The 23,971-nt window shown below is 71.9% G+C and carries 24 protein-coding genes; 17 read left to right on the top strand and 7 right to left on the bottom strand.

The genetic code is table 11. The features are described 5' to 3' along the window. Nucleotides 1-2 precede the first annotated feature (2 nt). The 5 genes from pheS to FB157_RS19190 all read left to right on the top strand — a co-directional run bounded on the left by pheS (nt 3) and on the right by FB157_RS19190 (nt 7,041). Nucleotides 3-1,124 carry a phenylalanine--tRNA ligase subunit alpha gene (pheS, locus tag FB157_RS19210; protein WP_145881323.1) on the top strand — a complete coding sequence of 374 codons (1,122 nt, stop codon included), beginning with the start codon at nt 3-5 and terminating at the stop codon, nt 1,122-1,124. After that, nucleotides 1,124-3,637: a phenylalanine--tRNA ligase subunit beta gene (gene pheT, locus FB157_RS19205; RefSeq protein ID WP_145881321.1), complete on the top strand. Its 2,514-nt coding sequence runs from the start codon at nt 1,124-1,126 to the stop codon at nt 3,635-3,637. The genes pheS and pheT overlap by 1 nt, the downstream gene beginning before the upstream one ends. A gap of 238 nt (nt 3,638-3,875) precedes the next feature. Further along, nucleotides 3,876-4,919, top strand: a complete 1,044-nt coding sequence (locus FB157_RS19200) for a PP2C family protein-serine/threonine phosphatase (protein ID WP_145881320.1) — start codon at nt 3,876-3,878, stop codon at nt 4,917-4,919. A 163-nt stretch (nt 4,920-5,082) separates the two neighbouring features. Next, nucleotides 5,083-6,423 (top strand): transcriptional regulator, encoded by a 1,341-nt coding sequence (locus tag FB157_RS19195; protein ID WP_145881318.1) that lies wholly within the window; start codon nt 5,083-5,085, stop codon nt 6,421-6,423. 81 nt (nt 6,424-6,504) lie between these two features. Continuing rightward, nucleotides 6,505-7,041 carry an NUDIX hydrolase gene (locus FB157_RS19190; RefSeq protein WP_186581572.1) on the top strand — a complete coding sequence of 179 codons (537 nt, stop codon included), beginning with the start codon at nt 6,505-6,507 and terminating at the stop codon, nt 7,039-7,041. Here the strand turns inward: FB157_RS19190 and FB157_RS19185 are convergent. Beyond that, nucleotides 7,038-7,295, bottom strand: a complete 258-nt coding sequence (locus tag FB157_RS19185; protein WP_145881316.1) for a hypothetical protein — start codon at nt 7,293-7,295, stop codon at nt 7,038-7,040. The two genes, FB157_RS19190 and FB157_RS19185, sit on opposite strands and share 4 nt — an antisense overlap. Nucleotides 7,296-7,488: 193 nt before the next feature. Continuing rightward, nucleotides 7,489-8,364 carry a 3-hydroxybutyryl-CoA dehydrogenase gene (locus FB157_RS19180; RefSeq protein WP_186581571.1) on the bottom strand — a complete coding sequence of 292 codons (876 nt, stop codon included), beginning with the start codon at nt 8,362-8,364 and terminating at the stop codon, nt 7,489-7,491. 167 nt (nt 8,365-8,531) lie between these two features. On the opposite strand from FB157_RS19180, the gene FB157_RS19175 reads away from it, so the two are divergent. Continuing rightward, nucleotides 8,532-9,776: a glycoside hydrolase family 10 protein gene (locus FB157_RS19175; protein WP_145881314.1), complete on the top strand. Its 1,245-nt coding sequence runs from the start codon at nt 8,532-8,534 to the stop codon at nt 9,774-9,776. A gap of 1 nt (nt 9,777) precedes the next feature. On the opposite strand, the gene FB157_RS19170 is transcribed toward FB157_RS19175, so the two are convergent. Both FB157_RS19170 and FB157_RS19165 read right to left on the bottom strand, forming a co-directional pair. Then, nucleotides 9,778-9,975, bottom strand: coding sequence for a DUF1918 domain-containing protein (locus tag FB157_RS19170; protein WP_145881312.1), 198 nt, complete (start codon nt 9,973-9,975; stop codon nt 9,778-9,780). 16 nt (nt 9,976-9,991) lie between these two features. Beyond that, complete coding sequence (locus FB157_RS19165) at nt 9,992-10,903, bottom strand: DMT family transporter (protein ID WP_145881310.1); 912 nt, start codon at nt 10,901-10,903, stop codon at nt 9,992-9,994. Here FB157_RS19165 and FB157_RS19160 point away from each other — a divergent pair. The 3 genes from FB157_RS19160 (at nt 10,902) to FB157_RS19150 (ending at nt 13,544) form a co-directional block, all read left to right on the top strand. Further along, nucleotides 10,902-12,365, top strand: a complete 1,464-nt coding sequence (locus tag FB157_RS19160) for a PLP-dependent aminotransferase family protein (protein WP_145881308.1) — start codon at nt 10,902-10,904, stop codon at nt 12,363-12,365. The genes FB157_RS19165 and FB157_RS19160 overlap by 2 nt on opposite strands. Before the next feature lie 85 nt (nt 12,366-12,450). Beyond that, on the top strand, nt 12,451-12,888 hold the full coding sequence (locus FB157_RS19155) for a GNAT family N-acetyltransferase (RefSeq protein ID WP_145881306.1): 438 nt from the start codon (nt 12,451-12,453) through the stop codon (nt 12,886-12,888). Nucleotides 12,889-12,950: 62 nt separating this feature from the next. After that, a complete protein-coding gene (locus FB157_RS19150; RefSeq protein WP_145881304.1) occupies nt 12,951-13,544 on the top strand; it encodes a histidine phosphatase family protein in 594 nt (197 codons plus the stop codon). Here FB157_RS19150 and FB157_RS19145 read toward each other — a convergent pair. Genes FB157_RS19145 through FB157_RS19135 form a run of 3 tightly spaced genes read right to left on the bottom strand, consistent with a single transcriptional unit; the run spans nt 13,526 to nt 14,834 of the window. Next, nucleotides 13,526-13,972: a DUF6314 family protein gene (locus tag FB157_RS19145; protein ID WP_145881302.1), complete on the bottom strand. Its 447-nt coding sequence runs from the start codon at nt 13,970-13,972 to the stop codon at nt 13,526-13,528. The two genes, FB157_RS19150 and FB157_RS19145, sit on opposite strands and share 19 nt — an antisense overlap. Then, the gene (locus FB157_RS19140; protein ID WP_145881301.1) at nt 13,972-14,412 is read right to left on the bottom strand and encodes a carboxymuconolactone decarboxylase family protein; all 441 of its coding nucleotides are present in this window, start codon (nt 14,410-14,412) and stop codon (nt 13,972-13,974) included. Before FB157_RS19140 ends, FB157_RS19145 begins: the two co-directional genes overlap by 1 nt. Next, the gene (locus FB157_RS19135; RefSeq protein ID WP_145881298.1) at nt 14,409-14,834 is read right to left on the bottom strand and encodes a MerR family transcriptional regulator; all 426 of its coding nucleotides are present in this window, start codon (nt 14,832-14,834) and stop codon (nt 14,409-14,411) included. The genes FB157_RS19140 and FB157_RS19135 overlap by 4 nt, the downstream gene beginning before the upstream one ends. A 291-nt stretch (nt 14,835-15,125) precedes the next feature. On the opposite strand from FB157_RS19135, the gene FB157_RS19130 reads away from it, so the two are divergent. From FB157_RS19130 to FB157_RS19095, 8 genes are read left to right on the top strand one after another with little or no spacing between them, the layout of a single operon-like run. Next, entirely contained in the window at nt 15,126-17,714 is a 2,589-nt protein-coding gene (locus FB157_RS19130; protein ID WP_145881297.1) for a YfhO family protein, read from the top strand. Between the two features lie 21 nt (nt 17,715-17,735). Beyond that, the gene (locus FB157_RS19125) at nt 17,736-18,686 is read left to right on the top strand and encodes a glycosyltransferase family 2 protein (protein WP_145881295.1); all 951 of its coding nucleotides are present in this window, start codon (nt 17,736-17,738) and stop codon (nt 18,684-18,686) included. After that, nucleotides 18,683-19,054 (top strand): GtrA family protein, encoded by a 372-nt coding sequence (locus FB157_RS19120; RefSeq protein ID WP_145881293.1) that lies wholly within the window; start codon nt 18,683-18,685, stop codon nt 19,052-19,054. Before FB157_RS19125 ends, FB157_RS19120 begins: the two co-directional genes overlap by 4 nt. 45 nt (nt 19,055-19,099) lie before the next feature. Next, a complete protein-coding gene (gene argC, locus FB157_RS19115) occupies nt 19,100-20,128 on the top strand; it encodes an N-acetyl-gamma-glutamyl-phosphate reductase (protein ID WP_145881291.1) in 1,029 nt (342 codons plus the stop codon). Next, nucleotides 20,125-21,276 (top strand): bifunctional glutamate N-acetyltransferase/amino-acid acetyltransferase ArgJ, encoded by a 1,152-nt coding sequence (argJ, locus tag FB157_RS19110; protein WP_145881289.1) that lies wholly within the window; start codon nt 20,125-20,127, stop codon nt 21,274-21,276. The genes argC and argJ overlap by 4 nt, the downstream gene beginning before the upstream one ends. Beyond that, nucleotides 21,273-22,187 carry an acetylglutamate kinase gene (argB, locus tag FB157_RS19105; RefSeq protein WP_145881287.1) on the top strand — a complete coding sequence of 305 codons (915 nt, stop codon included), beginning with the start codon at nt 21,273-21,275 and terminating at the stop codon, nt 22,185-22,187. The genes argJ and argB overlap by 4 nt, the downstream gene beginning before the upstream one ends. After that, complete coding sequence (locus FB157_RS19100) at nt 22,184-23,401, top strand: acetylornithine transaminase (RefSeq protein ID WP_145881285.1); 1,218 nt, start codon at nt 22,184-22,186, stop codon at nt 23,399-23,401. Before argB ends, FB157_RS19100 begins: the two co-directional genes overlap by 4 nt. Nucleotides 23,402-23,408: 7 nt before the next feature. Continuing rightward, complete coding sequence (locus FB157_RS19095) at nt 23,409-23,954, top strand: arginine repressor (RefSeq protein WP_145881283.1); 546 nt, start codon at nt 23,409-23,411, stop codon at nt 23,952-23,954. The last annotated feature ends 17 nt before the right edge of the window (nt 23,955-23,971 follow it).

The following is a 23,971-nucleotide window of genomic DNA, read 5'->3' as shown; positions in this document are numbered from 1 at the left end:
AGATGTCCGCACCCAATAAGTCGTACGACCCTGTCGAGGTCGAGGCGTTGAAACCGGAAGAGATCGAGCGCATGCGGGACGAGGCGCTCGCCGCCTTCGCCGCCGCGGACTCCCTCGACGCGCTCCACGAGGCCAAGGTCGCTCACACCGGCCCCGCCTCCCCGCTGGCCCTCGCCAACCGCGAGATCGGCGCCCTGCCCCCGCACGCCAAGGCCGAGGCCGGCAAGCGCGTCGGCATGGCCCGCGGCGCCGTGAACAAGGCCCTCGCCGCCCGCCAGGGCGAGCTGGAGGCCGAGCGCGACGCCCGTGTGCTGGTCGAGGAGGACGTGGATGTCACGCTCCCCTTCGACCGCGTCCCGGCCGGCGCCCGCCACCCCCTGACCACGCTCTCCGAGCGGATCGAGGACATCTTCGTGGCCATGGGCTACGAGGTCGCCGAGGGGCCGCAGGTCGAGGCTGAGTGGTTCAACTTCGACGCACTGAACATCGGCCCGGACCACCCGGCCCGCGGCGAGGCCGACACCTTCTTCGTGCAGGGCCCCGACGGCGGCTCCGAGTCCGGTGTCGTGCTGCGCACCCACACCTCGCCCGTCCAGATCCGCTCCCTGCTCGACCGCGAGCTGCCGGTCTACGTGATCTGTCCCGGCCGTGTGTACCGCACGGACGAGCTGGACGCCACGCACACCCCGGTCTTCCACCAGGTCGAGCTGCTCGCCGTGGACGAGGGCCTGACCATGGCCGACCTCAAGGGCACCCTGGACCACATGGTCCAGTCGCTGTTCGGCGAGGGCATGAAGACCCGGCTGCGGCCGAACTTCTTCCCGTTCACCGAGCCGAGCGCCGAGATGGACATGCTCTGCTACGTCTGCAAGGGCGAGTCCGTCGGCAACCCCGACCGGCCCTGCCGCACCTGCTCCAGCGAGGGCTGGATCGAGCTCGGCGGCTGCGGCATGGTCAACCCCAAGGTGCTGGCCGCCTGCGGCGTCGACCCGGAGAAGTACAGCGGGTTCGCCTTCGGGTTCGGCATCGAGCGGATGCTGATGTTCCGCCACAACGTAGAAGACATGCGAGACATGGTCGAGGGTGACGTCCGGTTCACCCGGCCGTTCGGGATGGAGATCTGATGCGGGTCCCGCTTTCTTGGCTGCGGGAGTACGTCGACCTGCCGGCGACTCAGACCGGTCGCGACGTCCAGGCCAAGCTCATCTCCGCAGGTCTCGAGGTCGAGACCGTCGAGCACCTCGGCGCCGACCTCAAGGGCCCGCTGGTCGTGGGCCAGGTGCTGACCATCGAGGAGCTGGAGGGCTTCAAGAAGCCGATCCGCTTCTGCACCGTCGACGTCGGCCAGGCCAACGGCACCGGCGAGCCCCAGGAGATCGTCTGCGGCGCCCGCAACTTCGCCGTCGGCGACAAGGTCGTCGTGGTCCTCCCCGGCGCCACGCTGCCGGGCGGCTTCTCGATCGCCGCCCGCAAGACCTACGGCAAGACGTCCCACGGCATGATCTGCTCCGGCGAGGAGCTGGGCATGGGTGACGACGGCAGTCACGGCATCATCGTGCTGCCGCCGGAGACCGAGGTCGGCAAGGACGCCATCGAGCTGCTGGAACTGGTCGACGAGGTCCTCGACATCGCCGTCACCGCCAACCGCGGCGACTGCCTGTCCATCCGCGGCGTCGCCCGCGAGACCGCCATCGCCTACGGCCTGCCGCTGCGCGACCCGGCGCTGCTCGACGTCCCCGGCCCGAACGCGTTCGGCTACCCGGTGCAGGTCTCCGACCCGGCCGGCTGCGACCGCTTCACCGCGCGCACCGTCACCGGTCTGAGCCCCGAGGCCCGCTCCCCGATCTGGCTGCAGCGCCGGCTGCAGAAGGTCGGCATGCGCCCGATCTCGCTCGCCGTCGACGTCACGAACTACGTGATGATGGAGCTGGGCCAGCCGCTGCACGCCTACGACCGAAAGCTGGTCCAGGGCACGATCGGCGTGCGCCGGGCCGAGGAGGGCGAGAAGCTCGTCACCCTCGACGGCGTCGAGCGCAAGCTGCACGCCGAGGACCTCGTCATCACCGACGAGCGAGGCCCGATCGGCCTCGCCGGTGTCATGGGCGGCGCCAACACCGAGATCGCCGACCACGACGACCTCGAGAACGCCACGTCCGACGTGGTCGTCGAGGCGGCCCACTTCGACGCCGTCTCCATCGCGCGTACGGCCCGCCGCCACAAGCTGTCCTCGGAGGCCTCCCGCCGCTTCGAGCGGGGTGTCGACCCGCAGGCCGCCGCGGCCGCCGCGCAGCGGACCGTGGACCTGCTGGTGCTGCTCGCGGGCGGTACGGCCGAGGCCGGCGTCACCGAGGTCGTCGCGCCCTCCGCCCCGCACACGATCACCACCGCGGCGAACCACCCGGACAAGGTCGCGGGCGTGGACTACGGCCGCGAGACCGTCGTGCGCCGCCTGCAGGAGATCGGCTGCGACGTCTACGGGCAGGACGAGCTGATCGTCACCGTCCCGTCCTGGCGGCCCGACCTCCTCGAGTCGAACGACCTGGCCGAAGAGGTCATCCGGCTGGAGGGCTACGAGAACCTGCCCTCCACGCTGCCCAAGCTCCCCTCGGGCCGCGGTCTGACCCACCGCCAGCGGCTGCACCGCCGGGTCGGCCGTGCGCTGGCCGGCGCGGGCTACGTCGAGGCGCCGAACTACCCCTTCGTCGGCGAGCAGGTCTTCGACCAGCTCGGCCTGGAGGCCGACGACCCGGCCCGCCGTGTCGTGAAGCTGGTCAACCCGCTCAACGACGAGGAGCCCGCGCTCCGTACGACCCTGCTGCCGGGCCTGCTGGGTGCCATGCGGCGCAACGTCGGCCGGGGCTCGCACGACCTGGCGCTCTTCGAGACGGGCCTGGTCTTCCGGCCCCGCGAGGAGCAGCGCGTCGCCGGGCACCTGTCCGTGGACCGGCGGCCCACCGCCGAGGAGATCGCGGAGCTGAACGCCGCGCTGCCCGACCAGCCGCGGCACGTGGCCGTCGTCCTGACGGGCGCTCGCGAGCAGGCCGGCTGGTGGGGCGGCGGCCGTCCGGCCGGCTGGGCCGACGCGGTCGAGGCGGCGCGCGCCGTCGCGCGTGAGGCCGGTGCGGAGCTGGTCGTGCGCAAGGGGCAGTACGGTCCCTGGCACCCCGGCCGCTGCGCCGAGCTGGTCGTCGTCGCCGACGGCACGGAGCAGGTCGTGGGCCACGCGGGTGAGCTGCACCCGCGGGTCACCAAGGCGCTGAGCCTGCCCGAGCGCACCTGCGCGATGGAGCTGAACCTGGACGCGCTGGAGGCGGTGGGCGACGGTGTCCCGCAGGCGCCGTCCATCTCGTCCTTCCCGGTCGCCACGCAGGACGTGGCCCTCGTGGTCGACAGGCCGGTGCCGGCCGCGGAGGTCGAGGCCGCGCTGCGTTCGGGTGCGGGTGAGCTGCTGGAGTCCATTCGGCTGTTCGACGTGTACGAGAACGCCGAGCAGCTGGGCGAGGGGAAGAAGTCCCTCGCCTATGCGCTGCGGTTCCGTGCCAGGGACCGCACGCTGACCGTGGACGAGGCATCTGCTGCCCGGGATGCGGCCGTTGCCCTGGCGGGCGAGCGGACCGGGGCCGTGCTCCGGGGCTGATCACCGTACGAGGTTCTGATGCCGGCCGGCCGCAGGTTGTCTGCGGCCGGCCGCGCTCGTGGGGCTGGTGACCATGCCGTTGGCCGCATAAATGCAGGTTGACTGGGGTGAGGTCACTCGTTTGAGTGGGAGTCGGGAGGGATCAGGTCCTTCCGGGCCATGCATCTCGACAGAATCGGACCGGCCTTTCGGGGTCGGTCCGTCTGCTCTGTCAGGGCCCACATGGGGGACCAGAGGCATGATCCGCATCAAGGCACGGGCACCCACCGCGCGGGGAGCCGTACTGCCCACGGTCTGGGGAGCCGTGGCGGTCACGTACAAGTTCGGCTGCCCGCTCGCCCAGCAGAACGGTCTCGGCGCGCGCATCGTCACCAGCGCCGTGTTCTTCGCCGTCGGCACCGCACTTATATTCCATGTCCGCCATGCGCTGCTGTGCGAACTGAGGCAGGCCCGCCGGGTCGCGGGCGCCGCCCAGAGCGTGCTGCTACGGCCCCTGCCGCCCCGCCTCGACGGGCTGAACCTGGCGGCGGCCCAGCTGTCCGCCGACCGCGGCGCGGCCATCGGCGGTGATCTGTACGAGGCCGTCGCCACCGAGTACGGAGTCCGTGTGGTCATGGGTGACGTACGCGGTCATGGGCTCGCCGCTCTCGGGACCGTCGCCGCCGTCCTCGGCAGCTTCCGTGAGGCCGCCCATGACGAGGCCGAACTCGGCCATGTGCTGCGGCGGTTGGAGCGGGCGCACGCCCGCCACCTGCGGGAGCGGGCCCGTGCCGACCACCCGGCGAACGGGCAGGACCCCGGCCCGCCGGTCGCCGAGGAGTTCGTCACCGTCCTGCTCCTCGAGATCGCCCGGGACGGTGAGGTGCGTGCCCTCAACTGCGGTCACCCGTGGCCGTACCTGCTCAGCGGCACCCGGGTGGAGCCCCTCACGGGCGCCGACCCGCTCCCGCCCCTGGGCCCGTTTCCGCTCCCCGCCGAGTTGGCGGCAGCCTCGTGCGGCCGTCTGCTCCCGGGCGAGTCCCTGGTCCTCTTCACGGACGGCGCGGAGGACGCCAGAGACGCCCGCGGCCGGTTCTTCTCGCTGCGGACAGTGCTGCGAGAGGTCGTGTGCGATCAACCGGTGACGCCCCAGACGGTCCTGCGCACGGTGTTCACGGCGCTCCTGCAGCACACGGCCGGCAGACCCGCGGACGATGTGGCGGTACTGGTCCTGCGGAACGACCGAAGGAAGTTCGAACTGTCCGGACGAGGTACCGCCAGAGGCCAAGCCGCCGCTTTCTGAGGGGGAGCCGGCGGCTTGGCCGGCCTCGCGAGGACTCCCAGTCAACCGGCGGACCACGCTCTGCGACAGCGTGCACACACTGCGGATGCGCGCACTCCGTTCACACCCCGTGTGAAAGCGGACGCACTACGCTGACGGCACCAGGCCACTCGGGGGGCAATTCATGCAGCCCAACACTCTGCTCGACGCGATCCTGGACGAGGCGGGGATCTCGCACGCCGGTCTCGCCGCCCACGTCAACCAGGCGGGCCGCCGACGGGGTCTCGCGCTCCGGTACGAACACACCGCTGTGGCACGGTGGTTGAAGGGGCAGCGGCCACGCGGCCAGGTGCCCGACCTGATCTGCGAGGTGCTCGCCGGACGGCTGCACCGGCCGGTCACCCTGGACGACATCGGTCTCGGGGTCCCCGGCGAGCCCAGCGCCCCGCACACCGGTTCGCTCTCCGGCTTCGTGGAGCGCGCCACCGCCCTGTGGCGCTCCGACGAACAGCAGCGCCCGCATGTGCTCGGCGCTCCCGCGGTCACCGGTACCCCGGCGGTCATGCCGGTGTGGGAGTGGGAGAACCCGCCCGAGGACGTGGACGTCTCCCGCGGCGGCCGGCACCGGGTCACCGCGGCCGACATCGAGATGCTGCGTGCCGCCCGCACCCACTACGAGCAGATGTACCGCAAGGCCGGCGGCATGGCGACCCGCACCCGCATCGTCGGGTTCCTCAACGCCGAGGCGGCTCCGCTGCTGCGCGGCAGTTACACGGACGCCACCGGCCGGCAACTGCACCGGGCCACCGGCGGGTTGGTGGCGATCGCGGGCATCTGTGCGTACGACTCCGACGCGCACGGTCTCGCCCAGCGCTACTTCCACCAGGCGCTCAGGCTGGCAAAGGCCAGTGGGGACCGCGGACTCGGCGCGTACGTGATCGCACTGCTCGTCAACCAGGCCCTGTTCATGAAGGAGTACCGGCAGGCCGTCGCCTTCGCCGAGGCCGCGCTGCGCGCCGCGGGCAAGCACATCACACCGGCGCTCGCCTCCGACCTCTACGCCATGCAGGCCAAGGCGTACGCCCACCTCGGCGACGGCAGCAGCGCCCTGTCCTGCATCCGCCGGGCCGAGACGGCCGCCGACCGCATCCGGCGCGGGTACGAGCCCGACGAGACCGGCTACGTCCAGCCCGGCCTGGTCAACGTCCAGGTGGCGGAGGCGCTGCTCAGCCTCGGTGAACTCGCCGCCGCGCGGGAGCATGCGGCGGCCGCGGTCGACAACCCCGCCCACGACCGGGGCCGGGTGCACCGGCTCGCCATGCTCAGCACGATCGAACTGCGCCAGGGCAACGCCGACAAGGCGGTGGTCACCGCCGTGCAGATGGCCGAGCAGGCCCGCGGGATGGAGTCCCAGCGGCTGCGCGACAGACTCCGCGCGGTACGCGAGCACCTGGTGAACTGCGGCTCGGCCGGAACCGCCGAGGCCGCCGAACTCATCGACGGCGCACTGCGCGTACCGCTGTAGCCCCGGGCCGGGGCCTGCGCTGTAGGCCTGGAGAGTCCCTGCTGCGATATTGCCACTTACTCGTCGGAAGGTGGCAGAACCGTGCAGTGGACGAAACAGAACGAACAAACTGTGTATGAAAACCGCTGGTTCAGCGTCAACCTCGCAGATGTCGAGCTGCCGGACGGTCGGCACCTCGACCACTTCCTGATCCGGCTGCGGCCGGTCGCCGTCGCCACGGTGGTCAACCGGGCCAACGAAGTCCTGCTCCTGTGGCGGCACCGGTTCATCACCGACAGCTGGGGCTGGGAACTGGCCGCGGGTGTGGTGGAGGACGGCGAGGACATCGCGAGCGCGGCCGCCAGGGAACTGGAGGAGGAGACGGGCTGGCGGCCGGGGTCCCTGTACCACCTGATGAGCGTGGAGCCGTCCAACGGCCTCACCGACGCCCGGCACCACATCTACTGGTCCGACCGGGCCGAGTACGTCGGGCACCCCGTGGACGACTTCGAGTCGGACCGCCGGGAATGGGTCCCTCTCAAAGTCGTCCCCGACCTGATCGCCCGAGGGGAGGTCCCGGCCGCCAACATGGCGGCCGCGTTACTCCTGCTGCATCACATGAGGCTCGCGGACGGTTAGTGGGCCAGCGTCTGCCAGACCGTCACGACCAGCGCTCCCAGAGCCGTGAGCGCGGCGACCGAGGGCAGCGGCCAGCGTGCGTGTTCCAGCGAACTCATGCGCGTGTGCAGCTCGTCCAGTTCCTTGGCGGTCTCCTCGGTGCGATGACTGAGCAGGGCGAGTCCTCCCTCGACTCGGGCGTACGCCACGTCGAGGCGGCGCCGTAACTCTGCGAGTTCTCCATGGACCACGGGATGCTCCGGATCGGCGGTCACGGGTCCACTCCTTTCCGTAGTCGAATCTGGTTGTTCCGCATCCCTTGCATGCGCATGAGGAGTCAACTCGCCTGGTGGGCGCGTGGGGAGCGTGTGCGATGGGCATATGCGTGCCCGGCGTGCACACGGCGTGTGAAACAGATGGGCCCGGCACCGAAATTGGTGCCGGGCCCACAGGTGTAGCGGACGGTAATCAGCCGTAGGTGTAGAAGCCCGAGCCGCTCTTGCGGCCGAGCCGGCCCGCCTCGACCATGCGCTGGAGCAGCGGGGGAGCGGCGTACAGCGGCTCCTTGTACTCCGCGTACATCGAGTTGGCGATGGAGACGATGGTGTCCAGACCGATCAGGTCGGACAGCTTCAGCGGGCCCATCGGGTGGGCGCAGCCCATCTCCATGCCGTTGTCGATGTCCTCGCGGCTCGCGATGCCGGACTCGAACATCCGGATCGCGGACAGCAGATAGGGCACCAGCAGCGCGTTCACGACGAAGCCGGAGCGGTCCTGGGCGCGGATGGCGTGCTTGCCGAGCACCTTCTCGGCGAAGAGCTGGGCGCGGCCGAGCGTGCCCTCGGAGGTGGTGAGCGCCGGGATCAGCTCGACCAGCTGCTGCACCGGGGCCGGGTTGAAGAAGTGGATGCCGACCACGTGGTCGGGGCGGGAGGTGGCTACCGCCAGCTTCACCAGCGGGATGGAGGAGGTGTTGGAGGCCAGGATCGCGTCCGCGCGGGTCAGCACCTGGTCGAGCACCTGGAAGATCTCCGTCTTCACCTGCTCGTTCTCGACGACCGCCTCGATCACCAGATCGCGGTCGGCGAACTCGCCGAGGTCGGTGGTGAAGCTGAGGCGCGCCAGCGTGGCGTCCCGCTCCTCCTCGGTGATCTTGCCGCGCTCGGCGGCCTTGGCCAGGGAGTTGTACAGCCGGGTACGGCCGATCTCCAGGGCCTCGCCGGTGGTCTCGGCGACCTTCACGTCCAGTCCCGCGCGGGCGCACACCTCGGCGATGCCCGCGCCCATCTGGCCGCAGCCCACGACTCCGACGCGCGCAATGTCTCCCGATGGGAAGTCCGTCACATCGACCCCTTCGCTGGTTTCCGGCTCTGGCAGACCTCCGGGTTCGGCGCCTGCTCCGATCGTGCACGTTACCGCCAAGTATCGATGATCGATCGTCCGGGTGGGGGCATCCTGGGGCGCGGAACGATCCGTCACGGCGCGGATCCGGAGCGTATGGGGGTGTACAGATGGGGCGACCGACACGGCGCGCGTTCGCGCTGGCGGCGCTGTCGACGCTGGCGACGGCCCAGGGCTCGGCGGCGGCGCCGGAGCGGCCGGACCCGCGCTGGCCGTGGCCGCGCGCGGCCGCCGAGATGCGGGGCGTGTGGCTGGCGACCGTGGCCAACCGCGACTGGCCCTCGAAGTCCGGCCTCACGGCCGACGCGCAGCGCGCGGAGCTGACCGCCCACCTGGACCGGGCGGTCCGGGACCGGCTCAACACGGTGATCCTCCAGGTGCGGCCCACGGCGGACGCCCTGTGGCCCTCGCCGTACGAGCCCTGGTCGGAGTACCTCACCGGCACCCAGGGCCGGAACCCGGGCTGGGACCCGCTGGGCACGGCCGTGCGGGAGGCGCACGCCCGAGGCCTGCAGCTGCACGCCTGGTTCAACCCGTACCGTGTCGCCAATCACACCGACCCGACCCGGCTGGCCGCCTCGCACCCGGCCCGCAGGCACCCGGACTGGGTGGTGCCCTACGGCGGGAGGCTCTACTACAACCCGGGCCTGCCCGAGGTGCGTGCCTTCGTGGAGCAGGCCATGCTCGACGCGGTCGTCAGGTACCCGGTGGACGCCGTCCACTTCGACGACTACTTCTACCCCTACCCGGTCGCCGGGCAGACCTTCGACGACGACGCCGCGTACGACGAGTACGGCGGCGACTTCGACACCCGGGCCGCCTGGCGCCGCGACAACATCGACAAACTGGTGCGGGAGACGGCAGCGGCCGTCAAGCAGGTACGGCCCGGCACCCGGTTCGGGATCAGCCCGTTCGGGGTGTGGCGCAACGCCACGACCGACTCACGGGGCTCGGACACCCGGGCGGGCGTGCAGACGTACGACGACCTGCACGCGGACACCCGCAAGTGGGTGCGCAAGCACTGGATCGACTACATCGTCCCGCAGCTCTACTGGCACATCGGCTTCGCCGCCGCCGACTACGCGACGCTGGTCGACTGGTGGGCGAAGGCGGCCGAGGGGACCAGGACGCAGCTGTACATCGGGGAGGCGCTGTACAAGGCGGGAGCCGCGGGGCAGCCCTCGCAGTGGCAGGACCCGGTCGAGCTGTCCCGGCACCTCACGCTCGCCGCCGGGTACCCGCAGGTACGCGGGCACGTGTTCTTCGCCGCCAAGGACGTGGCGGCGGATCCGGCCGGAGCGATGGCGCGGGTGGTCGCCGACCACTACGGGCAGCCGGCGAAGCCACCGCGCTGAGCTAGTACGTTCGCATTTCCTTGTGCCGGATCTCGGTGTCCGGGCCGGGGGAGCAGATGCCCACGTGCCCGTCCTCGAACCGGACGCGGTACGGCGGCTCGCCCTTCTGGCCCATCACTTCGACGATCTCGCCGATCTTGTCGTGTTCGCCGACCACCCTGCCGTGCTGGACAAGCTGGTCGCCGACGGTTGCGCGCATCAGGCTCTCCTCACGGTCATGACCGTTGGGTGACGGCGATGCAGACCAGCACGGCGACGGCGGTCAGTGGAGCGGCCGCCGTAAGGTGTTCGCCCAGCAGCAGCGCCGACCACACCAGTGTGAGCAGGGGTTGGGCCAACTGCAACTGGCTGGCCTTCGGGATCCCGATGGCCGCCATGCCCCGGTACCAGACGACCAGCCCGAGGAACTGCGACACCACCGAGACCCACAGCAGACCCGTCACCCCGTGCCAGGTGAGATGCACCGGCTCGTACGACAGCGCCAGCACGGCGGCCGGCACGCTCAGCGGCAGGCACAGCACCAGCGCCCAGCCGATGACCTGCCAGCCGGGCATGACCCGGGCCAGCCGCCCGCCCTCGGTGTAGCCGGCCGCGCACACCAGCAGCGCGGCGAACAGGTAGCCGTCCGCCGCGGTGAGCGCGCCGCCGCTCTGGCCGACGGTGAAGGCGAGCACGGCCGCCGCGCCCGCCAGCGCCGCCAGCCAGAACCGCCGCGAGGGCCGGTGGCCCATGCGCAGCGCCGAGCAGGCGGCGGTGGTCAGCGGCAGCAGGCCCACCACGACGGCGGCGTGCGAGGTGGTCGAGGTCTGCAGCGCGAGCGTGGTCAGCAGCGGGAAGCCGAACACCACCCCGGCGGCGACGACCGCGAGGCCCGGCAGATGTCTGCGGTCGGGCAGCCGCACCCGCAGTACCAGCAGACACCCACCCGCGACCAGCGCCGCGAGGACGCCGCGCACCGCCACCAGGGACCAGGGGCCGAAGCTCTCCAGACCCCAGGCGGTGGACGGGAAGGTCAGGGAGAAGGCGGTCACGCCGAGGGCGGCCATCCAGATGCCGAAGGACCGGTGTTCGCGGGGAGCGGTGACCGCTATCGCCGTTGCGGTAGTAGCGCTACTCTGTGCTCTCATGCATGAGCGTAGCAGTGTCGGCGAACTGGCAGAACAGCTTCGAAGGGAGCTGGACTGCTACTCACCCGGTGGAAAGCTCCCGTCGAGCAGGGCTCTGGTCGAGCGGTTCCGGGTGAGTCCGGTGACCGTCTCCCGGGCTCTGGCCCAGCTGTCCGCCGAGGGACTCGTGGTCACCCGGCCCGGCGCCGGCGCCTTCCGCGCACGACCGCACGCCGTCGCCGAGCCCGCCGGGGACACCTCCTGGCAGGAGGTCGCGCTGAGCGCCGACGGCGTCGCCGAGCTCGTACCGCGCACGGTGGACGCCTCCGGGGTCACCGTCTCGCTCACCACCCCGCCCCCGGGCGTGCTGGAGTTCAACGGCGGCTATCCGCACCCTTCGCTGCAGCCGGAGCGGGCCATGGCCGCGGCCCTCGCCCGGGCCGGACGGCGGCCCGGCGCCTGGGGGAGACCGCCCCTGGACGGGCTGCCGGAACTGCGCGAGTGGTTCGCGCGCGGCATCGGCGGGGCGGTCACCGCGGCCGAGGTGCTGATCGCCGCGGGCGGCCAGGCCGCGCTGGCCACGGCCCTCAGGGCGCTGGCCCCGCCCGGCGCCCCGGTCCTCGTGGAGTCGCCCACCTACCCGGGCATGCTGGCCCTCGCCCGCGCCGCCGGACTGCGCCCGGTCCCGGTGCCGGTCGACCCCGACGGCGTGCGCCCCGACCTCCTCGCCGACGCCTTCCGGGCCACCGGCGCCCGGGTCTTCGTCTGCCAGCCCCTGTTCCAGAACCCGACCGGCGCGGTCCTGGCCCCCGACCGCCGGGCCGAGGTGCTGCGCATCGCCCGCGCCGCGGGCGCGTTCGTCATCGAGGACGACTTCGTACGACGCCTCGTGCACGCCGACTCCGGCCCGCTGCCCCGCACGCTGGCCGCCGACGACCCCGACGGCGTGGTCGTCCACGTCGGCTCGCTGACCAAGGCGACCTCGCCCAGCTTCCGGGTGGCCGCGCTGGCCGCGCGCGGGCCCGTGCTGGAACGCCTGCGGGCGATCCAGGTCGTGGACAGCTTCTTCGTCCCCCGGCCGCTCCAGGAGGCCGCCCTGGAACTCGTCGGGTCCCCGGCCTGGCCCCGCCATCTGCGGGCCCTGTCGGCCGAGCTGAAGACCCGCCGCACCACCATGGCGACCGAACTGGCCCTCCACCTGCCCGAACTCGCCCTGCCCCACATCCCCTCCGGCGGCTACCACCTCTGGCTCCGTCTCCCCGACGGCGCGGGCGGCGCCTCCCAGGCCTTCGGCTCCGGCGGGGAGTCCGCCCTGACCGCCGCCGCTCTTCGCAACGGCGTCGCACTCACCCCCGGCCGCCCGTACTTCAGCGCCGAACCCCCCGCGGCCCACCTCCGCCTGAGCTTCGCGGCGGTGGCGGGGGTGGGGGAGATCACGGAGGGGATCCGGCGGCTGCGGGTGGCGTGCGACGAGGCGCTCTGAGGCCGGGCGTGCCCAGGCGGGAAGGCGGTCGTACCACCGGGCAAATCGATTCGACGCCGCCTGCCGGCCCTGTGAGGATCCCGGTATGAGCGACGCACCCGAGCTTCCCGACGGCTACGAGTTCTCCGCCGACACCGCCCGTGTGGACGTCGACCGTGTCCACGGCTGGCTGTCGACCGACGCGTACTGGGCGGTCGACCGCCCGCGGGAGAAGCACGAGCGCGCGATGGCGTCCTCGATCAACTTCGGGGTGTACGCGACGGCCTCCGGCGAGCAGGTGGCGTACGCGCGCGTGGTGACCGACGGGGCCCTGTTCGCCTGGCTCGCCGACGTGTACGTCGACCCTTCGGTGCGCGGCAAGGGCGTCGGCACGGCGTTCGTCGGCCGGATCCGGGATCACCTGCGGCCCTTCGGGCTGCGGCGCATGCTGCTGGCCACGGAGGACGCCCAGGGGGTGTACGAGAAGGTGGGCTTCCGGCCGCTGGACCGTCCCGACCAGTGGATGGTCCACCTCTTCGGGTAAGCGGGCGCACACCCCGGGTAACGGGCCTTGACCTGCGTACACCCGAGGCTCACCATCACCGCATGCCACTTCGGGTCACGTTCGTCGCAGCCGCGCGCAGCTCCCCGCTGCTCGCGGAGCGCTTCGAGGACGACCGGCCGCTGGACCAGGCCGGCTGGGACGAGGTGCAGCGCATGGCCTGGGACCTGCTGCCGTTGCGGGCAGCCGACCTGCGCTACTGCTCCCCGACCCCGCGCAGCCGTGCCACCGGCGACGCCCTGGGGTACGCCCCCCTGGTCCAGCTCGCGCTGCGCGACTGCGACATGGGCCGCTGGCGCGGGCTGACACTGGGCGAGGCGATGGCCCGCGAACCGGACGCCGTGGACGCCTGGCTCGCCGATCCGCGCTCCACCCCGCACGGCGGCGAGTCGCTGCTGGCCTTCATCTCCCGGGTCGCGAGCTGGCTCGACACGCGCCCGGTGGGCGACGGCGGCCGGATCGTCGCCGTCGCCGAGCCCTCGGTGATCCGCGCCGCCCTGGTGTACGCCCTGAAGGCGCCGCCCGCGACGTACTGGAACATCGACGTCCGCCCGCTGTCCACGTCCACCGTGACGGGCCGCTCGGGCCGCTGGAACCTCCGCCTGGACGGCGGGTCGGCTCAGCCCTCGCGCACGTAGTCGGTGGTCAGCAGCAGGTCCTTCGCCGGTCCGCCGACCCGCCACACCGAGCGCCAGTGGCCGGCGTCCGTGACCGTGAACTCGCCCCGGTAGAGGTCGGCCGCACAGGGGTGGCCGACGGCGTACCGTCCCGAGGTCAGATCCAGGTCGTGGAAGGGCCGGCCGTCAGCGAAACGGACGTCGGCCGTGCCGGGCGAGGCCCCGGGCAGGAAGTACAGGGTGCGCGTCGCGGGACGTGCCACGCCCTGCCAGGTGAAGGTCCCCGACTCCTCGTGCAGCAGTCCGCCGCCGTCGAGCGGGCTGAAGACGGTGACTCCCTCGAACCGCCCTTCGTCCCCGCTCGCCAGATCGCGCACGGTCCGCTCCACCCGCCAGCGTCCGGCCAGGTGGGCCAGGACGTCGGCCACGGGCCAGAAGCCGCCCGTCATCAAGCGGAGGCCGCCGCGGTGCCGCCCGCGGGCTGCTGTCCGAGCGGCAGCAGCCCGCGCTCGGCGAAGACCTTCTTCGCGGCGAAGGTCGCGTTCAGCGCCTTCGGCATGCCGCAGTAGACGGCGGAGTGCAGCAGCGCCTCGGTGATCTGCTCGGCCGTGAGGCCCACGTTGAGTGCCGCGTTCACATGCACGTCCAGCTGGGCCTCGCAGCCGCCGAGCGCGGTGAGCATGCCCAGGGTGACCAGCTGGCGGTCGCGCGGGGCGAGCCCGGGCCGGTCGTACATCTCCCCGAAGGCCCACGAGACGATCTGGTGCCCCAGCTCCGGGCTGATGTCGGCGAGCGAGTCGACGACCCGCTGCCCGGCCTCGCCGTCGACCTTCTTCAGGACTTCCAGGCCGTACGCGAAACGCTCGTCACGGGTGGTGCTCTCGCTCATGTGAGGTCGTCCGTTCCCGGCTGCCGCTCGTGGAGCAGCCGTTGGTAGTGATCGATCTTGTCGTCCAGTGCGACCGCGTTGCGCCTCAGCGCGCGGATGCGGCCGGCCAGCTCGGCGCGGTGCTCGCGGAGCATCTCCAGCCGGTCCGCGACCGTCGCGTCCCCTGCCGACCGCAGCCGGGCGAAGCGCTGCATGTCGGCGATCGACATGCCGGTCTCGCGCAGCCGCAGCAGGAACTCCAGCCAGGCCAGGTCGGCCGCCTGGTAGCGCCGCTGGTTGCCGGTGGTGCGGCCGACCCGCTCGATCAGGCCGGCCCTCTCGTAGTAGCGCAGCGTGTCGTGCGAGAGGCCGGTGCGTTCGACCACCTGGGCGATGGTCAACGAGGACTCCCGGTCCTGCGGGAGAGGCTGTCCGCTGGTCATGACCACAACCGTAGAACCTGGAGCGCGCTCCAGGTCAAGCGCACCCGGGTCCGGGTCCGGTTCACCTTGAAAACATCAACCGGAAAGCATTTGTTTTCCTCGGCGTCATGAAATTCACACGGTGTTTCCCGTATTCGGAAGAAGGCGCCTCACTTTTCGCTGAGCGCACAACCAACAAGAAACATGTCCCGTCTAAGACGGCGAATCGACGAGGCATACATTCCGTGGGGGAGCACCGAAAATGCATTGCAGCGCGCGGCGGCACCCGGACAGGAACAGGGTGTGAAAGAGATGTCCCGGCCGAGGCGGGCCGCCGCACTGCTCGCCGCCGCCGTCACGATCACGGCGTTCTGTGCCGCCGACGTCCTTGCCCGCAGCTACCCGTTCGGCCCCCGCACCCGCAGTGTCAACGACCTGGGCAACCAGTACGTGCCCTTCCACGCCCACCTGTGGGACCTGCTGCACGGCAGGGCCGACGGCGGCCTCCTCGTCAACTGGCAGTCCGGTTACGGCTCCAGCTTCCTGCCCGACATCGGCACCTATCTGGGCAGCCCGTTCGCACTGCTCGTGGCGCTCTTCCCGCGGGACGAGATCGACCTCGCAGTGTACGTCGTCACCGGACTGAAGACCGCGGCCGCGGCTGCCGCCATGGCCTGCCTGCTGCTCGCCCTGCGTCCCGGGGGGTCTCGTCCGGATCGAGCCGGCGACGCGGGGTCCTGGTGGGCGGCCGGCCTGCTCGGCGCCGCCTACGCCCTGTGCGGCTGGAGCGTCGCCGACGCCTCCTACAACCCCATGTGGCTGGACGGCCTCGTCGCGCTGCCGCTGCTGTGCCTGGTCGGCGAGTGGGCCATCGCCGGGCGCCGCCACCTGGGCGTCCTCGTCGTGGCCCTCGCCTGGACGGCCAACTTCTACACCGCCTACATGGCCACTGCCGGCGCAGCCCTGGTCCTGCTGCTCCGGCTGCTGCTCGCGGACCTGCCCCGGCGGCGGGCGCTCGCGGCGGCCGGCCGCGCCGTGCTCACCGGGGTCCTCGGCATGGGCCTGGCCGCCCCGCTGGTGACGGTCGTCTACTTCGGCACCCAGCATGCCTACCCGGGCCGCGTCCGCCAGTTCGCCCCGGTGGCGAGCGAGGACGTGCTGGCCCGGCTGCTGCCGGCGACGTACGGCTTCGGCTCCCCGGCCGTCTACGTGGGCATCACGGCCCTGCTGCTCGCCCTCGCGCTGCCGTTCCACCGCGCGGTCCCCGTCCGGGTGCGTGCGGGCTGGACGCTCCTCGTGCTCGCGGTGACCCTGTCGCTGCAGTGGGCGCCGACCCACCTGGTCTGGCACGCCTTCGCCACCCCGCAGGGCAGCCCCTACCGCCAGGCCTTCGTGCTCTGCGGGCTGCTGGTGATCGCCGCCTGGCACGCGCTGTCGTACGGCCCGCCCGACCGGCGCGCGCTCACGGCGGCGGCCGGGCTGCTCACCCTGATCGCCCTCGTGGCCGGCCGGAGCGGCCTGGTGCGGGCCTTCGCCTGGCCGGTGCTGCTGCTCGCCACCGCCGGCGCGCTCGGCGGGCTGGCCCTGCTCGCCCGTGCCCACGCGGGCCGGCGCACCCGGCTGGCCGGCCTGGCCGTCGTCCTCCTGCTCGGTGCGCAGCTCGGCGAGACGGCCGCCACCTCCGCCGTGGCCACCCGGCTGCGCCTCGGACACCTGGACGACTACGCGCCCTGGGGACAGCGGCAGCAGCGGCAGGCGGACGTCGTCGCGGGGGCCGATGGCTGGCCCCGGTACCGGACCGACCCCGGCCGCGAGCAGACCGTCGGCAACGACCCGATGCTGGTGGGCGGCCAGGGGGCCCAGTACTACAGCAGTCTCACCTCCGACGTCCTCAGCCGTACGCTCACCGCGCTCGGCGACGGCTGGACCTCGCGCGGCCGCAGCGTACAGAGCCTGGACAACGCCGTCACCGACGTGATCTTCTCGGTCGGCGCCCGGGTCCACTCGCCGCCGGACCCGCACCAGAAGCACGTGCCGCAGGACGGCGGCCGGGTGACCGTGACCCGGCGCGACGTGCCGCCGCTGGTGACCGTGCGGACCGCTCCCGACCGGGCCCCCTTCGGGCCGTCGCCGTACCGCAACCAGGAACTGCTGCTCGGCAGCCGCGTCTACACCGTGCCCCGGCTCGCCGTGCACGGCGACACCGGAAAGCCGGCCAGGGGAGGCCGGGTCGGTTCCGGGAACGCCGTGACGAGCCCGACGATCACGGCCCGCTGCCCGGCCGGGACCCAGGTGTACCTGTGGGCCCCGCACTACTCGGGCACGGCACGGCAGCACGGCGCCGGCACCGCCGCCCGCTTCCACTTCGAGTACCCGCGGAGCCGCGCCGCCATGGCGCCGCTCGGCCCGGCCCCGGCCTCCGGCCGGCTGCGCATCGAACTGACCCCGGAGCGGCCCGGCCGTATCCCGGGCGGTGCGATCGGCTGCCTGGACACCGCACGCCTGCGCGCGGCGGCCGCCCGGCTGACGGCCGCCGGCGCCACCGAGGTCACCGTCTCCGACGGCACGATCCGGGCCCGACTGCCCGCGGGCAGCAAGGGGATCGCGGTCGTCGCCGCGCCCCGGATCGCCGGCTGGCGGTGCGCCACCGGCGGCGGCGCGGCCCGGCCGGCGGGGGAGTACCACGGGCTGATCGCCGTCCCCCTGGCCGGCACCGCCGCCACCACGACCTCGCTGACCTGCACCTTTCACCCGCCCGGGCTGCGACTGGGCACGGCCGTCGGGGGCGCCTCGGTGCTCACGCTCGCCCTGCTCGGCACCCTCACCGCCGTGCGCCGCAGACGCGCCCAGGCACCGCCCACGACCGCACCGCCACGCGAGCGCGTGACCACCGCCCTCTGACCGCGCCCCTGGGGGACCGCCATGCTGATATCGATCGTCGCGCCCTGCTACAACGAGGAAGACGTCCTCGAACGCTTCCACGAGGAGGTCCAGAAGATCGCGGACGAGCTGCTGCCGCTCGGCCACGACATGGAGTTCGTGTACGTCGACGACGGCAGCCGGGACCGCACGCTCGCCGTGCTGGGGCACCTCGCCGACCGCGACTCGCGGGTGCGGTACGTCTCCTTCAGCCGCAACTTCGGCAAGGAGGCGGCCCTGCTCGCGGGCCTCAGGCACGCCTCGGGCGACTCGGTCGTCGTCATGGACGCCGACCTCCAGCACCCGCCGGAGCTGATCAAGCGGATGGTGGAGCTGCGTGGCCAGGGCTACGACCAGGTCATCGCCAAACGCAGCCGCACCGGCGACCGCCCCACCCGCACCGTCACCGCCCGCCTCTACTACCGGCTCATCAACCGCATGGTCGACGTCGAACTCGTCGACGGCGTGGGCGACTTCCGCCTGCTGTCGCGCCGGGTGGTGGACGCGGTCCTGAACCTCACCGAGTACAACCGCTTCTCCAAGGGCCTGTTCGCCTGGGTCGGCTTCCCGAGCACCACCTTCGAGTACGAGAACGCGACACGTGAGGCCGGCAGCAGCTCCTGGTCCTTCCGCAGCCTGCTCAACTACGGCCTCGACGGCCTGCTCTCCTTCAACAACCGGCCGCTGCGCGCCGCCCTCTGGCTCGGCATGGGCCTGCTGCTGTGCGCCGGGCTGTACACCGCCTGGATCGTGGGCGCAGCGCTCGTCAACGGCGTCCAGACGCCCGGCTATGTGACCATCATCACCGCCGTCACGGCCCTCGCCGGCGTGCAGATGGTCATGCTGGGAGTGATCGGGGAGTACACCGGCCGCATCTACTACGAGGTGAAGGGTCGCCCGCACTTCCTGGTGAAGGCGACCAATGTGGAACGGACGAAAGACCTCATTCCTTGAAGCGACAGATCGTCACCTTTGCTGCGGTCGGTGTCATCAACACCGCCACTTATTACTGTCTCTACCTGTTGTTCCTCACATGGCTGCCCTACCTGGCCGCGCATATTCTCGCCTTTCTGCTCAGCATGATCGGTTCCTTTTTCCTCAACGCGCGCTTCACCTACCGGACGCGGCCCACCTGGCGGAAATTCCTGCTGTTCCCGCTGACCAACGTCACCAATTTCCTGATCACGACCGCCGGGGTGTACGTGATCGTGGACGTCCTGCACGCCGGCAGCCGCTTCGCCCCGCTGCTCGCCTCCGCGGCCGCCATCCCGGTCACGTTCGTCGTGTCCCGCTGGGTGATGCTCCCCCGATCGATTGCATAAAAGTGCAGCGATACGTATAGTCATGCCATCCAGAGGAGGGTGGACATGGCGGTACGTGCGGCGGTGGCCGGAGCGAGCGGATACGCGGGCGGAGAGGTCCTGCGCCTGCTCCTCGCGCACCCCGAGGTCGAGATCGGTGCCCTGACCGGCAACTCCAACGCCGGGCAGCGGCTCGGCGCGCTCCAGCCGCATCTGCTGCCGCTGGCCGACCGGGTGCTGACCGAGACCACGGCCGAGGCGCTCGCCGGGCACGACGTCGTCTTCCTGGCGCTGCCGCACGGGCAGTCCGCCGCCGTCGCCGAGCAGCTCGGCCCGGACGTCCTCGTCGTCGACATGGGCGCCGACTTCCGCCTCGCGGACGCGGCCGACTGGGAGAAGTTCTACGGCTCCCCGCACGCCGGTACCTGGCCCTACGGCCTCCCCGAACTTCCGGGCGCCCGCACCGCGCTGGAGGGGTCCAAGCGCATCGCGGTGCCCGGTTGCTACCCGACCGCCGTGACCCTCGCCCTGTTCCCGGCCTACGCGGCCGGACTCGCCGAGCCCGAGGCGGTGATCGTCGCCGCGTCCGGCACCTCCGGCGCGGGCAAGGCCCCCAAGTCCCATCTGCTCGGCAGCGAGGTCATGGGCTCCATGTCGCCGTACGGCGTCGGCGGCGGCCACCGGCACACCCCCGAGATGATCCAGAACCTCAGCGGGGTGGCCGGCGAGCGGATCTCCGTCTCCTTCACCCCGACCCTCGCGCCGATGCCCCGCGGCATCCTCGCCACGTGCAGCGCGTCCGCCCGGGACGGGGTGACCGGGGAGTCCGTGCGCGCCGCCTATGAGAAGGCCTACGCCGACGAGCCGTTCGTCCACCTGCTCCCCGAGGGACAGTGGCCCGCCACGGCGTCCGTCCACGGTTCCAACGCCGTTCAGGTGCAGGTCGCGTACGACGAGGCCGTGGGCCGCATCATCGCGATCAGCGCCATCGACAACCTGACCAAGGGCACCGCCGGCGGTGCCGTACAGAGCATGAACATCGCCCTGGGTCTCGACGAGACCACCGGGCTGACCACGATCGGAGTTGCGCCGTGAGCGTGACGGCAGCGAAGGGATTCACGGCCGCGGGCATCGCCGCCGGGATCAAGGAGAACGGCAACCCCGACCTGGCCCTCGTGGTCAACAACGGGCCGCGCCGTGCCGCCGCGGGCGTCTTCACCTCCAACCGTGTGAAGGCCGCGCCGGTGCTCTGGTCCGAGCAGGTCCTCAGGAGCGGCCAGGTGTCGGCCGTGGTCCTCAACTCCGGCGGCGCCAACGCCTGCACGGGCCCCAAGGGCTTCCAGGACACGCACGCGACCGCCGAGAAGGCGGCCGAGGTGCTCGGCCGGGGTGCCATCGAGGTCGCCGTGTGCTCCACCGGCCTCATCGGCGTCCTGCTGCCCATGGACAAGCTGCTCCCCGGCGTCGGGACGGCCGCGGCCCAGCTCTCCGAGCACGGCGGCGAGAAGGCCGCCATCGCCATCAAGACCACCGACACCGTCCACAAGACGTCCGTGGCGACCAGGGACGGCTGGACCGTCGGCGGCATGGCCAAGGGCGCGGGCATGCTCGCGCCGGGCCTGGCCACCATGCTGGTCGTCCTCACCACCGACGCCGACCTGGACGACGAGGTGCTGGACCGGGCGCTGCGCGCGGCCACGAAGGTCACCTTCGACCGCGTCGACTCCGACGGCTGCATGTCCACCAACGACACGGTGCTGCTGCTCGCCTCCGGCTCCTCCGGCATCACCCCCGACTACGCCGAGTTCGCCGAGGCCGTGCGCCAGGTCTGCGACGACCTCGGCCAGCAGCTGATCCGGGACGCCGAGGGCGCCAGCAAGGACATCAGGGTCGAGGTGATCAACGCCGCGTCCGAGGACGACGCCGTCGAGGTGGGCCGCTCCATCGCCCGCAACAACCTCCTCAAGTGCGCGATCCACGGCGAGGACCCCAACTGGGGCCGTGTCCTGTCCGCGATCGGCACGACCGGGGCCGCCTTCGAGCCGGAGCAGCTGAACGTCGCCATCAACGGCGTCTGGGTGTGCAAGAACGGCGGAGTCGGCGAGGACCGCGAGCTGGTCGACATGCGCTACCGCGAGGTGCACATCGTCGCCGACCTCGCGGCCGGTTCCGAGACCGCCACCATCTGGACCAACGACCTGACCGCCGACTACGTCCACGAGAACAGCGCCTACTCCTCATGAGCACCGGAACGACGCGCAAGCACACCGCCCTGCCCAAGGCCCAGACCCTCATCGAGGCGCTGCCCTGGCTGACCCGGCACCACGGCAAGACCGTCGTCATCAAGTTCGGCGGCAACGCCATGGTGAACGAGGAGCTGAAGAGCGCCTTCGCCCAGGACGTCGTCTTCCTGCGGCACGCCGGCCTCCGGCCGGTCGTGGTGCACGGCGGCGGCCCCCAGATCAGCGCCGCCCTCGACCGGCACGGCATCGTCAGCGAGTTCAAGGCGGGCCTCAGGGTCACCACCGAGGACGCCATGGACGTCGTACGGATGGTGCTGGCCGGGCAGGTGCAGCGGGAGCTGGTCGGGCTGCTCAACCAGCACGGCCCGCTCGCCGTCGGCCTGACGGGCGAGGACGCCCACACCATCACCGCCACCAAGCACCGGCCCGAGATCGACGGCGAACTCGTCGACATCGGGCGGGTGGGCGAGATCACCGCGATCGACACGGGCGCGATCGAGGCCCTGCTGGCCGACGGCCGCATCCCGGTCGTGTCGTCGATCGCCCGATCCCAGGACGACGGACATGTCTACAACGTCAATGCTGATACGGCGGCTGCGGCACTCGCTGCGGCACTGGGGGCCGAAACCCTCATGGTCCTCACCGACGTCGAGGGCCTCTACGAGGACTGGCCGGACTCCGACGAGGTGATCAGCCGCCTCACCGCGTCCGAGCTGGAGAAACTGCTGCCGGAGCTGTCCTTGGGCATGGTGCCGAAGATGGAGGGGTGCCTGCACGCCGTACGCAACGGTGTCACCACCGCCCGCGTCATCGACGGCCGGGTCCAGCACTCGATCCTGCTGGAGATCTTCACCGACGAGGGCATCGGCACGATGGTCGTGCCCGACGAAGCCGAGGGGGAGCAGTCATGACGGGCACCGCGACCAACGCTGAGCTGACCGCGCGCTGGCAGGGCGCGCTCATGAACAACTACGGCACCCCCCGACTGCCCCTCGTGCGCGGCGAGGGCGCCAAGGTGTGGGACGCCGACGGCAAGCAGTACCTGGACTTCGTCGGCGGCATCGCGGTCAACGCGCTCGGCCACGCCCACCCGGCCGTGGTCGAGGCGGTCAGCCGGCAGATCGCCTCCCTCGGGCACGTCTCCAACCTCTTCATCGCCGAGCCGCCCGTCGCCCTCGCCGAACGCCTGCTGCAGGTCTTCGGCCGGGACGGCAAGGTCTTCTTCTGCAACTCGGGCGCCGAGGCCAACGAGGGCGCCTTCAAGATCGGCCGGCTGACCGGGCGCACCCACATGGTGGCGACCACCGGCGGCTTCCACGGCCGCACCATGGGCGCCCTGGCGCTCACCGGCCAGCCCGGCAAGCAGGCGCCGTTCCTGCCGCTGCCCGGCGACGTCACCCACGTGCCCTACGGCGACGCCCAGGCGCTCGCCGCGGCGGTCACGGAGGAGACGGCGCTCGTCGTCATCGAGCCGATCCAGGGCGAGAACGGGGTCGTGGTCCCCCCGACCGGTTACCTGAAGGCGGCCCGGGCGATCACCGCGGCCACCGGCGCGCTGCTCGTCCTGGACGAGGTTCAGACCGGCATCGGCCGTACCGGCAGCTGGTTCGAGTACCAGGCCCACGAGGGCGTGCTGCCCGACGTCGTCACGCTCGCCAAGGGACTCGGCGGCGGGCTGCCGCTCGGTGCCACCGTGGCCTTCGGGCGCGCCGCAGAGCTGCTCCAACCCGGCCAGCACGGTACGACCTTCGGCGGCAACCCGGTCGCGTGCGCCGCGGGGCTCGCCGTCCTCGACGCCATCGCGGACGAGGGGCTGCTGGAGAACGTCAAGCGGCAGAGCGGGGCGCTGCGCGAGGGAATCGAAGCGCTCGGCCACCCGTTGATCGATTATGTCCGGGGCGCGGGCCTCCTGCTGGGTATCGTGCTCACCGGGCCGCTCGCACCGCACGTGCAGCAGGCGGCCCAGGAGGCCGGGTTCCTGGTGAACGCGCCCGCTCCCGACGTCGTGCGGCTCATGCCGCCGCTGAACCTGAGCGACGAGGAGACAGGCGCCTTCCTCCGGGCGCTGCCTGGCATCCTCGATGCAGCGAACCCGGCGAACGGGGACGGACGATCCGGAGAATGAGACGACGATGAGCCAGGCGCAGGACCACGAGCACGCGGCGGGCGCCGGGCCCGCCGTGCCGCAGACCCGCACCGCACGGCACCGCCGGATCGTGGACATCCTCAACCGGCAGCCGGTGCGGTCGCAGAGCCAGCTGGCGAAGCTCCTCGCCGACGACGGGCTGAGCGTGACCCAGGCGACGCTGTCGCGGGACCTCGACGAGCTGAACGCGGTCAAGATCCGCAACAACGACGGCGACCTGATCTACGCCGTGCCGAGCGAGGGCGGCTTCCGCACGCCCCGGGCGCCGCTCGGGGAGTCGGCCAAGGAGGAGCGGATGCGGCGCCTGTCCCAGGAGCTGCTGATCTCCGCCGAGGCCTCCGCCAACCTGGTGGTCCTGCGGACCCCTCCGGGGGCCGCCCAGTTCCTCGCCTCCGCCATCGACCAGGCCGAGCTGCACGACATCCTCGGCACCATCGCGGGCGACGACACGCTGCTGCTGATCAGCCGGGACCCCACCGGCGGGCAGGCCCTGGCGGACCACCTCCTGCGGCTGGCCCAGAACGGTCACTGACGGGCGCCGCCGGGGGG

The sequence above is a fragment of the Streptomyces sp. BK340 genome (genome assembly GCF_007827595.1).
Classification (GTDB): Bacteria; Actinomycetota; Actinomycetes; order Streptomycetales; family Streptomycetaceae; genus Streptomyces.
Note: the sequence above shows the minus strand (reverse complement) of the source record. Positions and strands in the feature narration are given on the sequence as shown.